Source organism: Bacteroidota bacterium, from assembly GCA_016706255.1.
Lineage (GTDB): Bacteria > Bacteroidota > Bacteroidia > Chitinophagales > BACL12 > UBA7236.
Genome location: JADJJZ010000006.1, coordinates 539,008 through 553,657, shown reverse-complemented (window position 1 = coordinate 553,657; position 14,650 = coordinate 539,008). Strand labels below are relative to the sequence as shown.

Annotated in this window: 14 protein-coding genes; 10 read left to right on the top strand and 4 right to left on the bottom strand. The window is 36.7% G+C overall.

The genetic code is table 11. From position 1 onward, the window contains the following. Positions 1-21: 21 nt before the first annotated feature. Complete coding sequence (locus IPI65_11065) at positions 22-630, top strand: superoxide dismutase (protein ID MBK7442052.1); 609 nt, start codon at positions 22-24, stop codon at positions 628-630. Between the two features lie 1,041 nt (positions 631-1,671). Here the strand turns inward: IPI65_11065 and glmS are convergent. The 3 genes from glmS to IPI65_11050 all read right to left on the bottom strand — a co-directional run bounded on the left by glmS (position 1,672) and on the right by IPI65_11050 (position 5,706). Beyond that, positions 1,672-3,510, bottom strand: coding sequence for a glutamine--fructose-6-phosphate transaminase (isomerizing) (gene glmS, locus IPI65_11060; protein MBK7442051.1), 1,839 nt, complete (start codon positions 3,508-3,510; stop codon positions 1,672-1,674). Between the two features lie 4 nt (positions 3,511-3,514). After that, positions 3,515-4,870, bottom strand: a complete 1,356-nt coding sequence (locus IPI65_11055; GenBank protein MBK7442050.1) for a DUF4270 domain-containing protein — start codon at positions 4,868-4,870, stop codon at positions 3,515-3,517. A gap of 89 nt (positions 4,871-4,959) precedes the next feature. Further along, positions 4,960-5,706 carry a glycogen/starch synthase gene (locus IPI65_11050; protein MBK7442049.1) on the bottom strand — a complete coding sequence of 249 codons (747 nt, stop codon included), beginning with the start codon at positions 5,704-5,706 and terminating at the stop codon, positions 4,960-4,962. A gap of 269 nt (positions 5,707-5,975) precedes the next feature. Here IPI65_11050 and panC point away from each other — a divergent pair, with 269 nt between their 5' ends. The 8 genes from panC (at position 5,976) to IPI65_11010 (ending at position 12,665) form a co-directional block, all read left to right on the top strand. After that, a complete protein-coding gene (gene panC / locus IPI65_11045) occupies positions 5,976-6,683 on the top strand; it encodes a pantoate--beta-alanine ligase (GenBank protein ID MBK7442048.1) in 708 nt (235 codons plus the stop codon). A 400-nt stretch (positions 6,684-7,083) separates the two neighbouring features. Continuing rightward, a complete protein-coding gene (locus IPI65_11040; protein MBK7442047.1) occupies positions 7,084-7,458 on the top strand; it encodes a hypothetical protein in 375 nt (124 codons plus the stop codon). Between the two features lie 4 nt (positions 7,459-7,462). Beyond that, complete coding sequence (locus IPI65_11035) at positions 7,463-7,912, top strand: hypothetical protein (protein ID MBK7442046.1); 450 nt, start codon at positions 7,463-7,465, stop codon at positions 7,910-7,912. 405 nt (positions 7,913-8,317) lie between these two features. Beyond that, on the top strand, positions 8,318-8,491 hold the full coding sequence (locus tag IPI65_11030) for a hypothetical protein (GenBank protein ID MBK7442045.1): 174 nt from the start codon (positions 8,318-8,320) through the stop codon (positions 8,489-8,491). Positions 8,492-9,817: 1,326 nt separating this feature from the next. Continuing rightward, the gene (locus tag IPI65_11025; GenBank protein MBK7442044.1) at positions 9,818-9,967 is read left to right on the top strand and encodes a hypothetical protein; all 150 of its coding nucleotides are present in this window, start codon (positions 9,818-9,820) and stop codon (positions 9,965-9,967) included. A 204-nt stretch (positions 9,968-10,171) separates the two neighbouring features. Next, on the top strand, positions 10,172-10,960 hold the full coding sequence (locus tag IPI65_11020) for a hypothetical protein (GenBank protein ID MBK7442043.1): 789 nt from the start codon (positions 10,172-10,174) through the stop codon (positions 10,958-10,960). A 145-nt stretch (positions 10,961-11,105) separates the two neighbouring features. After that, positions 11,106-11,288 carry a hypothetical protein gene (locus IPI65_11015; GenBank protein MBK7442042.1) on the top strand — a complete coding sequence of 61 codons (183 nt, stop codon included), beginning with the start codon at positions 11,106-11,108 and terminating at the stop codon, positions 11,286-11,288. 1,107 nt (positions 11,289-12,395) lie between these two features. Then, positions 12,396-12,665 (top strand): hypothetical protein, encoded by a 270-nt coding sequence (locus IPI65_11010; GenBank protein ID MBK7442041.1) that lies wholly within the window; start codon positions 12,396-12,398, stop codon positions 12,663-12,665. A gap of 1,295 nt (positions 12,666-13,960) precedes the next feature. On the opposite strand, the gene IPI65_11005 is transcribed toward IPI65_11010, so the two are convergent. After that, positions 13,961-14,257: a hypothetical protein gene (locus IPI65_11005; GenBank protein ID MBK7442040.1), complete on the bottom strand. Its 297-nt coding sequence runs from the start codon at positions 14,255-14,257 to the stop codon at positions 13,961-13,963. 137 nt (positions 14,258-14,394) lie between these two features. Between IPI65_11005 and IPI65_11000 the strand changes: the two genes are divergently transcribed. After that, positions 14,395-14,616, top strand: coding sequence for a helix-turn-helix transcriptional regulator (locus IPI65_11000; GenBank protein ID MBK7442039.1), 222 nt, complete (start codon positions 14,395-14,397; stop codon positions 14,614-14,616). The last annotated feature ends 34 nt before the right edge of the window (positions 14,617-14,650 follow it).

Below are 14,650 nucleotides of genomic sequence, written 5' to 3'. Positions count from 1 at the left end.
AATTCTAAAACTCAATAAACTATGGCATTTCAATTACAACCTCTTCCATACGCTTTCGACGCGCTGGAACCGCATATCGATGCGAGAACAATGGAAATTCATCACGACAAACACCATGCAGCTTATACAACTAATCTGAATAATGCGATTGCCGGTACTGAATGGGAAAATAAAAGTATAGAAGAAATTCTTGCTAATGTTTCTAAAATATCTCCTGCTGTTCGCAACAATGGTGGCGGATTTTATAATCACAACTTATTTTGGGAAGTAATGGGCCCAAATGCAGGTGGAACACCAACAGGTGATTTAGCAGCAGCCATCGACCGCGATTTAGGTGGTTTCGATAAATTCAAAGAATTATTCGCCGCTGCAGGAGCAACACGTTTTGGTTCCGGTTGGGCTTGGCTCATTGTTACACCTGAAAAAAAATTAGCAGTAACCTCTTCACCAAATCAGGATAATACCTTGATGGATGTATCAGAAGTAAAAGGCACACCAATTTTAGGAATGGATGTATGGGAACACGCCTACTACCTCCACTACCAAAATCGTCGCCCCGATTATATAGCTGCATTTTTTAATGTAATTAACTGGGATGTGGTAGCAGGGAAATTTGCTGCTGCGAAGTGAGACTTTTTAATTAGCTAATTAGCTGATTAGCAAATTAGCTGATGGGGTTTTTCGATTGAAGGGAAATGATGAGTAAAATTTTACTTGTTCGTTATTTTTTTAACCACAAAGGACACAGAGAAACAGCACACAAAGGGCACGGAGGATTTTGAACAAAAATTTTATTTATAGTAATTAATTTAATTTTTATGTGTAAAATTTAAATTAACGAATCATTCTCTGCGACCTCCGTGTGCTGTTTCTCCGTGTCCTTTGTGGTTCCCCTAACGAGTATAAATTAATTTTGATTAACCCCAACCGGAGCTCTAAATAAAAATCTCGCTCTTAATTAGCAAATTAGCCGATTAGCAAATTAGCTGATGGGGTTTTTCGATTGAAGGGAAATGATGAGTAAAATTTTACTTGTTCGTTATTTTTAACCACAAAGGACACAGAGAAACAGCACACAAAGGGCACGGAGGATTTTGAACAAAAATTTTATTTATAGTAATTAATTTAATTTTTATGTGTAAAATTTAAATTAACGAATAATTCTCTGTGAACTCCGTGTGCTGTTTCTCTGTGTCCTTTGTGGTTCCCATAACGAGAATAAATTAATTTTGATTAACCCCAACAGGAGCTCCGAATGAAAATCTTGCTCAAAATCCGGCTGTTCCAATTATACTTCATCATGGGTCAATATTGATTGACCCCAACGTGAGCTACGAATTAAAATCTCGCTCAAAATCCGGCTGTTCAAATTATACTTCATCACGGGTCAATATTGATTGACCCCAACGGGAGCTACGAATTAAAATCTTGCCCAAAATTGGGTTGTTCCAATTATACTTCATCATGGGTCAATATTGATTGACCCCAACGGGAGCTACGAATTAAAATCTTACTCAAAATTGGGTCGTTCCAATTATACTTCATCACGGGTCAATATTGATTGACCCCAACGGGAGCTCCGAATTAAATTCTCACTCAAAACCCGGCTGTTCCATTGGTACATTCGCACATCGGTACATTGGTACATCAATCGGCTGTTCAATTAGCAATTTACTCTACAGTAACACTTTTCGCTAAATTCCGCGGTTGGTCAACGTTGCGGTTTAGGAGGACTGCAATGTGGTAGGCTAATAATTGGAGTGGAATTACACTTAATAACGGCGTTAAAACTTCTTCGGTTTCGGGTATACGAATTACGTGTTCCGACATACCTTCTATTACCGTATCGTGTTCAGAGATGATAGAAATAATACGACCCTTGCGCGCTTTTATTTCCTGGATATTGCTCACAATTTTATCGTGCGCACTCATATTATTTGCAACAACAACAACAGGCATATTTTCATCTATCAATGCAATAGGACCATGTTTCATTTCTGCTGCAGGATAACCCTCAGCATGTATGTAAGAAATCTCTTTTAATTTTAGTGCACCTTCCAAAGCAACCGGAAAATTAAATCCGCGACCCAGATATAAAAAGTTTTTTACATCCATGTACTCTTCCGCAATTTCTTTAATATGGTCGTTCGATTTTAATACCTGCGCAACTTTTTCAGGAATTTTACTTAACTCAATTGCAATACTCTGATATTTACTTTCCGGTAATACACCACGTTTGCGTGCAATACTTAAAGCCATCATCGTTAATACCGTAACCTGAGCAGTAAATGCTTTAGTAGAAGCAACACCAATTTCCGGTCCCGCATGTGTATATGAACCTGCATGCGATGCACGTGCAATGGATGAACCAACCACATTACAAATTCCAAATATGGTTGCACCTTTTGCTTTTGCTAATTCAACTGCTGCTAAAGTATCTGCAGTTTCACCACTTTGTGAAATGGCAATTATAATATCATCTTCATTAATAACAGGATTGCGATATCTGAATTCACTTGCATATTCAACTTCAGTTGGTATACGCGCTAAATCTTCAAATAAATATTCGCCAACCAATCCGGCATGCCATGAAGTTCCGCAACCAACAATGATGATGCGTTTGGCATTAATTAATTTTTTTTCGTATTCTTTTATCCCCCCCAAAACAATGGCATTTTTACTGCCAATTAAACGGCCGCGCATACTATCCATTATTGAATTAGGCTGCTCATAAATTTCTTTGAGCATATAATGATCGTAACCACCTTTTTCAATCATGTCTAATTGCATTTGCAATTTTTGCATGTAAGGTGTTATAGCTTCATTATGAATTGTTTTAATTACCAGTTCTTCATTGCGACGAACAACTGCAATTTCTTCATCATTTAAATAAACCACATTTCTGGTGTATTCAATTAATGGAGTAGCATCTGAAGCAAGAAAAAATTCACCTTCACCAATACCAACTACCATTGGTGACGATTTGCGTGCAGCAATCAGCATATCCGGTTCATCTTTCGATGCAATAACAATTGCATAAGCACCAATTACCTGATTTAATGCAATACGAACCGCTTCAACTAAATCTGTTTTTTCGTTGAGCTGAATATCTTCTATTAAATGTATTAAAACTTCTGTATCGGTATCCGATAAAAACTGGTGACCACGTTTTATCAATTCCGTTTTTAGTGAAGCATAATTTTCGATAATACCATTGTGAATAATGGCGAGATTTTTACTTTCACTAACATGCGGGTGCGCATTTTTTGTATTTGGCTCACCATGTGTTGCCCATCGTGTATGTCCGATTCCGCAGGTGCCTTCCACATTTTTACCTGCCGTTTCTTTTTCGAGTTCGGTAACTTTTCCCGCGATTTTATAAACGCGTAAATCACCGTTAATTAATGCTACCCCGGCACTGTCGTAACCGCGATATTCCAGTCTGTGCAAACCCTTGATAATTACCGGATAAGCCTGACGATGCCCGATGTAACCAACTATACCACACATGATGTTATTTGTTTATCGTAGTGTATGTAATTGTGAGATAAGGTTTAAAAGTATCTCTAAGTGAATTCACTCCACCTAAAGTTACTGCATTCGGAATTCTGTTTCCGGGAACAACCGATAATGCAAATCCATTATTATCGAGCGAACCTTCCAAAATTTCCTGAACGTGACGTGTTATGATAAATTTATATTGATAAATTGTTCTTCCTGTTTCCGGTGATATCGATTTTAATAAAGTACCACCAATACTGGTTTGACCTAAATTATCATCAATTATCGTAGAAAAATATTCTTCACTGTAAAATGCAACAATGTAAGTATTATGACCAAGTGAATCTTGCGGAATTAATAATAATTTCGGTGGCGGATTAAATAATCTGCCATCATCATACACTGCAGTAAAAGTTAATTCTGCTTTATTAATCGAAACATCCTGTAAATCGGTAAGCGTAGGTAATTTTATTATGGTACGCAAACCGGTAAATCCTTTTACATAAGTTGCAGCATTGCCATTGGTGGTATCCTGATTTGCAAGCGCCTGATAAGCCGGTGTTTCAACCGGAAAATTATTGGTAAAATAATTTGTTTTTACACCTGCAAACGGAAATAATACACTTAATGAATCCGCTTCCGAATTGCTGTAATAAACACGCACACCGGAAATTACAGACGACATATCAAAATACATCATACCACGTGAATAACCATCGGTAAGTGTATCTGCTGCAATATATAAACCTTGTAAATATTGTAAAAAGGTAGTGTCATTTTCCAACACACTGGAATCTAAATCAGCAATATTTTGTCCGAACGCATCAAATAAATTAATACGTAAATGTGGCTCCCAAAGTGAACCATCAGCAAGTGTTACGCTATCGCGTGTTTTTGCCAAGAATTCATTTTTTTTGCCGACAGGAATATTGAGGTGATGAAATTGCTGATTCGAATAATAATTTCTGTTATTGCGCATCGGTTCTGTTAAACGATAAACAGAAACACAATGTGTGGCAGTGGTATCGCCGTAATAGCTAGCATAATCTAAAGTTAGCACTACAGAGTCAACATGCGGATTATCACCAAAAAATAAATTGTTGGCCGGTAAAACCACCTGTGCAAAAATGCCTGCAGTTGCTTTACCATAAAATTCGCTGGTCATACTGCCGAGTGCATAAAACGGATTTTGACTGGTAACTACCGAATCATCATAATCGGTATACGTTATCATTTTAAACGTATCAACCCTTGTTGAATTTAAGAAGTCTTCTTCGGGTAGTAATTCTTCACCAATAAAATTATCTTTTCGGCACGATGCTGCTAACACAATCAAACCGCCAATCAATAAATACACAACCTTGTTCATCCTGCCTATAACGGATTTATTTTGAAATTATTGGAGCTAAATTGTCATAAAATTCAGCGTATTTATCGAGGTATTCTTCTTCAGTAAATTCAGCACGGTTTACCTTGCGCTTTAAGATATTTGCTGATTTCTTTTTCAATAACTGCACTACCAATAATAACACCATCGGCATATGCGGCAGCACCTTTGCTTAATCCAAGATGGTCGTAATCTTTAAACGCATTTAAGTGTTCAGGTTCAACCATGGTATTAATAGGTGCTTTTTCTAAAAATTTCGCTTTATCTAAATGACCTTCAAATGCACCTTTATACATCGAGTAAACCACTTTTGAATTTTGGAATACCGGCTCATTTTTATAAGCTGTTTTAATGTATAGCGGAATCAAACTGGTCATCCAGCCGTGGCAGTGAATAATATCCGGTGCCCACTGGAATTTTTTTACCGTTTCAAGCGCTGCTTTGCAGAAAAACACCATACGTTCGGCGTTATCTTCATAAGATTTTTCATTGTCATCGTGAAAAACGTATTTTGGCTTAAACAGGTCATCGTTATCTAAAAAATAAACCTGCATTCTGGCGCCGGGCACAGAAGCAACTTTAATGATCAGCGGATAATCATCATCATTCAAAATAATATTCATTCCACTCAGGCGCACAACCTCGTGCAGGCGGTGACGGCGTTCGTTGATTACACCGTAACGCGGCATCAAAACCCTGATTTCATTTCCTTTATCCTGAACGTATTGTGGTAATTCCCTTGCTATATTCCCGATATCGGTCCCATTTAAGTAAGGCTGCATTTCCTGGGTGATGATCAACACTCTTTTCTTGTCCATATATAACTAGTTACTTGACTGTTAGGTTATTTTGCGAAGTGTTTACTTCTTAAGTCTGCTCAGAAGTTTAATTTTGAAGCTGCAAAATTACAAAATATAGTTTAGAATTTACTTATGCAACCCAAAGTCAAACTTTGTTAAAACCACGGTAAATTCGCCTAAAACCCTTAAACCACTAAGCATGCAGATAATCAAACAACGCGACCAACTCACCCCTTTGAGCACCCGATTAAAGGCTGAAGGGGCCAAAATAGGCTTCGTTCCCCACTATGGGAGCCCTGCATCAGGGGCATATTTCGCTGGTGGAAACAAGCAAAAAACGCTCCAATATCACCATTGTAAGCATATTTGTGAACCCGACACAGTTCAACGACCCCAAAGATTTAGAAAAGTATCCGCGTCCAATCGAGCAGGATATCCAAATGCTGGAAGCTGCGGGTTGCGACATCTTATATCTGCCCGAAGCGAGTGATATTTATGGTCCGGTTACCCAAGTGACCGATAAATTTGATCTCGCCGGCCTCGACCTGGAGCTGGAAGGTGCAAGCCGGCCGGGGCATTTCGCCGGTGTAGCCCAGGTGGTTAAGATATTACTGGAGATAACCCGTCCCGATATTTTGTTTCTCGGACAAAAAGATTTTCAGCAATGCCTCATCCTAACGCAACTCATCAATAGCCTCAAAATGCCGGTAGAATTGGTCATGTGCCCCATTTACCGCGAGCCCCACGGCTTGGCAATGAGTTCCCGCAATGTCCGCCTCAACCCCAAAATTCTCCAAAAAGCAGGTGCCATTTACGCCAGCTTACAATATGCAGCTACCATGGTCAACATACTTACCCCGCACGAAATTCAACACGCTGCAACAGCAGCCCTCAACACACTCGAAGGCTTCAACGTCGATTATTTTTTATTACTCAACGCCGACAACCTAAAACCCATAACCCCGAAACCCCAACAAACCGAATTGTCATCATAACCGCCGTAATAGTAGACGGCGTGCGACTGCTCGACAATATGGTAATATCCTGAATTTGAAGCATCAACATCCCCCACACCCACAACATCGCTGCCGGCCCTCCGCTCCAAGTCCTCGTCCCTTCGTTCCTCAGGTCTGCGGGCTTTTCTTTTGCGGCCCGGCTAGGTTAAACTTTTGAGGCCCTATTACAACTTGCCAAAACGGCTTTGCGCAACTTACTTCAATTTGTATATCCAAAAAACTACAATTTTTATTATTGATAATCAATGAGTTGTATTTCAGATTCGTATTTTGGAATTTTGTATATTCGCAAATATATTGTTATGCGTAAGCGTAAAGACAACAGAACAAAATGACGACACATAATTTTTTCAATAACTCAAGACCAACTTAACGGCTTGTGACACTTTATCAAACACTGGAAAAAAAAAGCGGCGTTGGTAAATTGGCAGTTGAAATAGCAAAGTTGTATTTCTTTTCAATAAATGGCACGACCACTTTTATTACAAATCGAAACGGAATTGACCTTTCAACTTCAATAAATGGTGTTGTTGAGAATTATGAAATAAAAGGTACAGCCGACAATAGTATTTCTTGGAATAAATTAAAAGTATCAAGTCAAAATTGTCACGACCATTTATTAAACGGAATGACTTTAATACGAATAACAAATATTGGCTCAACGGAAATGACATTTTACTTTTTAACGCATAGCAAAGATTTTGAAATGGTGCCTGAACCGAGGTGGTCAGTAATTCGCAGAAAAAATATTTAAACCAATGAACGAAACACTCAAACACATTCTTGACAATAACCCTGGCCTTGTAAATATTATTTTGACTGGCGTATTTCTGCCATTGGGAATATTGTGGTTAACAAATCGCAATAACCGACAATTAAAGAGAATCGAAAAAAATCTCGATTTGCAGTATAAATCCAAAGACGATATTCGTGAACAGGAGAAAAAAGTTTATGCTTCTTTATCCAAAATACTTTTTGATGTTCAACAATTGCACGTTTCATTATCAGGAACGTGTGTTGACACTTCTTGTATAAATGACGCATTGAAAAAGTTTGACAATTCTGTAAGCAAATGCCACACAGACATTGCAGACAATATGCTTTACCTTTCCTCTGACTCAATAAACTTAATTTACGACTTCTATAATATAATCGGACAATTAAAAATTCAGTTGCAAGAACTTGAAAAGCAAAAGAATACAGTTTAGCTAACGTGACAGTTTATTACTCTGCACAGAATTTGGCGGACACATTAATACAAATTCAAGAATTATTTATTTCCACAACGTAGCGACCTAAAAGTAGAGTTTGACAAATTACGACAAGAAAAATGAGATATTGTTGTGGTCAAGAACCACCAAAAGAACTTAAAGAAAAATATGAGAAATTAAGGACAGCAATGATAGAACAAACTTACTATGACAGAACAGAAACGCCATACGCATAACAGCACCTACCCAAAAGGCGGGGTTTTGTGTTCCAAGGACAGTTTTGTGGTTAATCAAACATTAGTTTTCAAAATCAAGTTTTGTGGTAAATGTCCCGCCCTTCGGGTAGCCGCAAACCGTTAGCGCGTAAAGGAAGACCATCCGTATCCGAATAAATTGTAAATCATGAAGTCACCATACGTTGAATATAAATCTTTGAAAGAGTGGAAAACTGTTGAGAAGGCTTTGAAAGAGCTTGTCAAAAACAAAGACCTTTCCATTACTACTCAGCCAGACTATGTGATTGGTTTTATAATAAAGAAACTGAAAACCATCAAAAGCAATCACCCACTCTATTAGATATTGGAAGAACTTGACAGCGCCAAAATTTACTATCAATTAGAACGTACCAGAGACAATTCCGTAATGATTTGTGTAACAATTGTTGGGGCAAGACTCGAAATAGAAGTCTTTAATGACGGAACAATCGAAACAAGTGAATTTCGAGGTGATGAAAGTTTGACTAATGGAAGAGAATTCGTTAAAAAAATAATTGACGCCAATCGGGACTGAGGACTACTACGCATAACAGCACATTTTAACGTAGGCGGGGCTTACCGCTCCTGAACGGTTTTGTGGTTACAGAAAGTTTGTATCTTAGAATGAACATTTGTAATGGAAAACCGCCCGTCTATCGCAAATCTATAACGTTACCAGCTATTTCATTGATTAGCCACTAGATATGACAGAGTGAAATAAAGAAAGAAGCCATTGACCAATTAGAGCTCGACATAAAGTTTGGCTTTGAGAATGAAGACGAACTTTTGAAAGTATTCGAGAAATGTTTTATGACGAAAGTGATTTTGACGAGGGTTTGGTTTAAGATAAAATATCGGATAGGTATTCAAAACATCAAAGTGAAAGTCTTCACTGGACACATCCTACCGACTTCGAACGGCTTGCTAAAATATTCGATGAGCTTATATCTGAAAGAATTGTTTGTTTGCACAATGTGGGGTTTTACAAGATCAGACGGTGAGGAAGATTGTATGGAGACAATAGAGAGACTTGATGAGCTTGGAATTAAAGCAGTAGGTTTTTGCTATTATCATTCTCAAGATTTGGGAAGAGCGGTTGATCCAGAATCAAGGAGCTTGTATCTTGGCTTTAACAGCTGAGGAGAACAATGAAGCGATTCTGATAGCAAAAAATTATTGAAAACTAAGGAAGAATGGATTCAAAGTTGATTGGTCGGGGTCAGCCGATGAACGGATAGAAATAAAAGATATTGACTGGAAGAAGATACCTGATGACCAGGATTGGGGGGAAGAAAGAGTTGTTCAAATATTATCGGAAATAAAGGACGACAAAAGACCTTTTTGGAAATTTTGGTAGTGCTAGAAACAGCAGGTAACAAAATGTTTATGCCAGCTTGGGGTGATGTGTAGGTTTTAAGTTTTGTTTTCTTAATTTCGTTCAGCAAAATGGGGCAGTGACGCTCTTCGAAAACCTGCCGTCATAAACACAAACGTTAAGTGCAAATTTAAAAGACATATTGAGGCAAGAAATATTCGACTAACAATTCAGATCGACAATTCATGAATTTAATTTTCCACAAACAATAATAGTGGAGTCCAGAGACCACTCTAAAAAACGAAACAAACAATAATTTTAAAATCTAATTTAATGATGTACAAATTAAAAAACAAAGAGACAAACCAGGAAATTGGCTTAATTAATGAAATGCAGTTACAATTTCTAATTGATCAACTTGAGGAAGAAAGTAAAGATGATCAGGAATATTGGTTAGACCTAAGCATATTGAACATTCCGTGAGAACGGAGCAGATAATGAGTTGGTGAACATACTTGAAAGAGCATTTTGCGCTAATAATGAATTAGAAATTTTCTGGGAAAAATCTGAGTTGTAATGATTGCAATTCAAGACCCAGCCTTATTTTCTAATATAAATTTTGTATTTATAAAACCTACCCTAACAGGCGCTTAGCAAAAAGCGGGATCAGCGGTTAAATGAAGCTTTGTGCTTGTTAGTAAGGTAAGTGCCGGCAGACTATTCAGTGCTTCTAAATCCGCTTTTGTGCTAAGTGCCAAAACGTTATGTGCCACTAAAATGAAACAAACACTATTCATATTAACAATATTAATTTACAGTTGTTCAACAAAACAATCTAAACAGTTTGAAAATACTGATTCAATAATTTCTATGACTAAACCTATGTCAATATACGATTCCTTTACAAGTACAGCGTGTGAGCACTTGAACCTATCTGAACAGTTTGACATTAAAGTTAATTTTGAGCGACACACAAATTCCAAAGAGCATCATGACTCCTGTATTGTTAAATTGTTCCTTACAGACAAGACCACAAAGAAAGTGATTGATAATATATCAGTAAGCTCGCACTTTTATTTCAGGGACGTTTTTATGAACTGTAAAAATGTTATTTCATACTCTACCAAAATTAATCTCGACAAAGAAGTAGTTGATAATTATTATGGCGACCTAATAGTTGCTGACCTAAACTTTGATAATAAAGACGACATAGCAGTAATCAATGATTCTGGTGGAAATGGTGGGACATTTTATAGCTATTACTTGCAAGGCATAGACAATAAATTCACTTTAAATAAATTCTTGACGGACTCAATGACTTATTTTCCGTCAAAAATAAAAAATAAGAGCAACACTTTGATTACGTACGTGCCTGCAGGCGTTTGTGGTTTAGGTGAACACATTTACCAACTTAACATAAGGACAAATACTTGGAAACAAAAAAGTCATAAAATAATTGACATATGCAACGAATAGAGGCACATATCCTGCATTTGGCAAAAAAGTGGGTTCTTTACTTAAATGTAGCTTTGTGCTTCGTATCAAATAGGGCTGCCAGACAATTTAGTGATTCGAAATCCGCTTTTTCGTCAAGCGCCAAAACGTCGTGCTTGATTAATATATGGATAGATTATTCAACCCTACAGGACAATTGACTATTGAGGAGGTTCATGCTTGGATGGACGGTGGTTCAGTGACATTGTTAATGATGGACAAAGAATCTAAAATTTTTGAAATAGAATTTGTGCAAAAAGCATACTTAGAGAAACGCGACAATTTGCCTTACCCTGAAGTTTGCTACTAGACAAAAAAAGAAATAGGAATTCGGTCAGCGTTAGAATCAAAAATTATTTCTGCAATAAATGGTGCGGACTGGGGACAAAAATAATTGAAAATGAAAAAGGACTCTAAGACAAATGATTAACGACTGTGTAGATTTTATAATGTCTGACAAGTATATACAAGTTTCAAAACAAGTGGGACGTATAAATTAACTGCGTATAACAGTATGTTTCTGCATTGGTGCTGTGACCTGTTGATTTAAAGTTTTATCTTCGTTCAACACTTTTGTTTCGTGGGACAGGCCGCGGCTTCGAAAGTCACCGCTGCAGAAACGCAAACGTTAACAGCAAGCGTAAAATGACTTCAGACCAATTTAAAAATATTTGGACATCAACAGGCGACAAGCTTTCTCCAATCGACAAAGACAGTCTTAGAAACTTAAATCTCAAGCCTGACACAATAGACTTTTTAACCAACATTGGACTACCGGTTGAGGCAGCACCGTTTTTATCGTTTGCAAAAACACCAATGATCTTTATGAAGGTATAAATAAACTGACTACCCAATACGACTTTCTTGAATCTGAATACGAAAAGTATGTAGTAATTGGTTCATGCGCTGACGGTGACGCGATAGTTATTAATACAGACAAAATGACGAAATAGAATGGCTTGACCACGAAGATTATTTTTCATCTCGGTTTTTTAATTGTTCTATCAAGACGTTGACAAATTGTTTAATAATTTACCGAGACTTTGTTTTAACTGTTCAAAAAGAAAATGGCGAAGACGCTTTCATAAACTCCAACTTTACTGACGAACAATTTGAAACACTAAAACAAAGGTTGAAACTTGCTGACAACCGAACAACATCCGAAGACGGATTTTGGCAAGCACAACTTGAAATGGAATTAGGAATGCGAGCAGACGCTAGAAAAAATAAACGTTAGCTGGTAACGCAGGCTAAAAAAATGCGGAGGTAAGTGTAAATTGCATGCGCAAATTTTCAGCGGTAAGACACTGTTTGCACTTGCGATGAACTTGGAACATTTTATACCTTTAGTTCAATTAGACAGTTAGGAAGTTTTTATTATGCACTTTCTTTAGCTCCAAAAGTTAACCATTTTATTATGACACGAGAAGAATTACAAGAAACTTATTCAAAACTTTCAACTCAAGAGTTATTAGAAATTCTTGATGAAAAATTTAGCTATACCGAAACAGCAGTAACTGTTGCTTTAGAAGAAATATCAAAAAGAAATGTTTCAGAGGACGATATTAAAAATTATAAAAACGACCAAATTGAGAAAGCAGTCAAACGCATTAGATATAACATTGTTGATGACTTGAATTTCCTTCAAAAAAATCTATTCTTTTTTATTTGGTTTCCTTTGCTGTAAGGCAAAATTTTAGAGATGACGGTTATGTTTTAAAATCTAAACAAGCAAGTTATTATTCATGGCTCGGATTTATTTCATTTATGTTGATTAGCATGATTTCTGCAGCTTATGGCTTGTCAACTTTATCAACAATCGGAATTTGGATATTAGCTTTTTTACCAACTTAGCTGTGATGAAACTTTTAATAGGCAAAGGCAAATTAGAAGACTAAGAAATTTATTTGATAGATCTGCTAACGAAGAAGAGCCAACGAATAAAGAAGGATTAATAGATAGAGAAGAAATTTCAAGTGACAAATAAAAAAACGACTGTGCCATTTTTAACAAATTCAAAAATTACAGTAATATGAGCTGGGACATTGTATTATTTAACACGACAAATAAAATTGATGACATTACCGAGTTTAATGATGAGCATCTTGAACCCATAAACTTCGACGGAGTCTTCGAAAGTTTCTTTAAAATATAAAGAAAGATGAAGATGCATGGAAATAAATAGAAATCGGGAATATTATTGGAATGAAAAGGGTTGAGTGCTTGCACTAAAGTGAAGCTGTTTTTTGCTGCCACTTAAGTAAAGTTGGAAGGATAAATGTTCTATTTTAAGTGAAGTGGATTTTTTGCGGTGCAAAAAACAGCTTCTACTTCAGTGTGACATGGTAAAGTGGCGAAAATGAATCCCATTTGCCCAAAAGTATTGATTTTATTGCGTTCGTAATTTTAAAAATGTGACATTTTAAGATTAACGGTTTTCCGTGAATTTGGAGCGGTAATTTTTTAAAATACTGATAAAGCATTTAGCTCCAGGATTAGAGATTGAAAGATGTGGTAGGGTTGAATGCGTTGAGGTGGTAAAACATTTCGGATTAAGGTCAAATTAATTTGTAGCTATTAAATGGTTGAATAAAAAAATAAGAGGTAGTTTTAAAAAGTTAAACCTACTGATTCAAGCACTGAAGTAGGATTTGGAGAGGTTTTTTGGGGAACACTTCTCAAATAATCAAGTTATAGGGCAAGCGTCGGACGACAGTGCAACCTTGACAATTCCTACTAAAAATCGGGCGACTTACATTCCGACAAAAATGTTTATTTTATCTCCGTAGACAATTTATTGCAACCCGACACATTTCGACTTTGCCGACACACATTTGGCACATTTGCTTTTGCCCCCAACGCACGAGCCGACACAAAAGGCAAAATCAAAAGAGCCAAATCACCCACCCGCAATAATATTAATCATTGGGCTTTCGAGACAATATTTCAGTATAAATTTGTAAAGCTAAATCATCCATAGGCTTATGAGACTGTGAAATATCTATGAACATTGATCTCTTTAGCCAACTCCATATATCGTTCGAAAGTTGTTTCCGTTTCCTCGTTATCCTCAAATCTCATGAGGTTAAAAATTGTATCGCTCAGGTGCAGAGAATAATTATCTGCATTCAGACCGATCTCATTCAAACCATTTACTAGCTTGGCATTTATTAAATCATCTTTGATCAGAGATAGAATAAGTTTTTTCTTGTTCTTAGCTTTCATAAAGAGCATTTTTTTGTTGCGATAGACTTTTAAACAAGTCTTTATTTTTTTCAAAATATTCATTTTATGCTCAATAGACGAATTATGATACTAATTAAGCATATTATTTAGCTTTTAGACTGAATGTGAACAAAATAGAGTTGTCAGATTCTGCTTATTTTGCAGAATAATTAATGTAAAAGACTTCTTTTATGAAGAAAAAGGCGTGTAATCGGATTAAAGCTGTTTTAGCGGAACAGGGAAAAACCAATAACTGGCTTGCTGAAGAATTAGGCAAAAACAGGACTACAGTTTCTAAGTGGTGTACAAACCAAATGCAACCGACAATGGAAACACTTTTTGAAATCGCAGAAGTTCTAGATGTTGATGTGAGGGAACCACTTTTCCTACAAAGATTAGAATACACTCAATAAAAACAATGAGCAGAGCAGCAACATTAGACATTAT

Excerpts from the sequence above, each read along its gene's own strand:
- IPI65_11065 (MBK7442052.1), top strand. The coding sequence starts at position 22 with ATGGCATTTCAATTACAACCTCTTCCATACGCTTTCGACGCGCTGGAA.
- glmS (MBK7442051.1), bottom strand. The coding sequence starts at position 3,510 with ATGTGTGGTATAGTTGGTTACATCGGGCATCGTCAGGCTTATCCGGTA.
- IPI65_11055 (MBK7442050.1), bottom strand. The coding sequence starts at position 4,870 with ATGAACAAGGTTGTGTATTTATTGATTGGCGGTTTGATTGTGTTAGCA.
- IPI65_11050 (MBK7442049.1), bottom strand. The coding sequence starts at position 5,706 with ATGGACAAGAAAAGAGTGTTGATCATCACCCAGGAAATGCAGCCTTAC.
- panC (MBK7442048.1), top strand. The coding sequence starts at position 5,976 with ATGGGAGCCCTGCATCAGGGGCATATTTCGCTGGTGGAAACAAGCAAA.
- IPI65_11035 (MBK7442046.1), top strand. The coding sequence starts at position 7,463 with ATGAACGAAACACTCAAACACATTCTTGACAATAACCCTGGCCTTGTA.
- IPI65_11030 (MBK7442045.1), top strand. The coding sequence starts at position 8,318 with ATGAAGTCACCATACGTTGAATATAAATCTTTGAAAGAGTGGAAAACT.
- IPI65_11025 (MBK7442044.1), top strand. The coding sequence starts at position 9,818 with ATGATGTACAAATTAAAAAACAAAGAGACAAACCAGGAAATTGGCTTA.
- IPI65_11015 (MBK7442042.1), top strand. The coding sequence starts at position 11,106 with ATGGATAGATTATTCAACCCTACAGGACAATTGACTATTGAGGAGGTT.
- IPI65_11010 (MBK7442041.1), top strand. The coding sequence starts at position 12,396 with ATGACACGAGAAGAATTACAAGAAACTTATTCAAAACTTTCAACTCAA.
- IPI65_11000 (MBK7442039.1), top strand. The coding sequence starts at position 14,395 with ATGAAGAAAAAGGCGTGTAATCGGATTAAAGCTGTTTTAGCGGAACAG.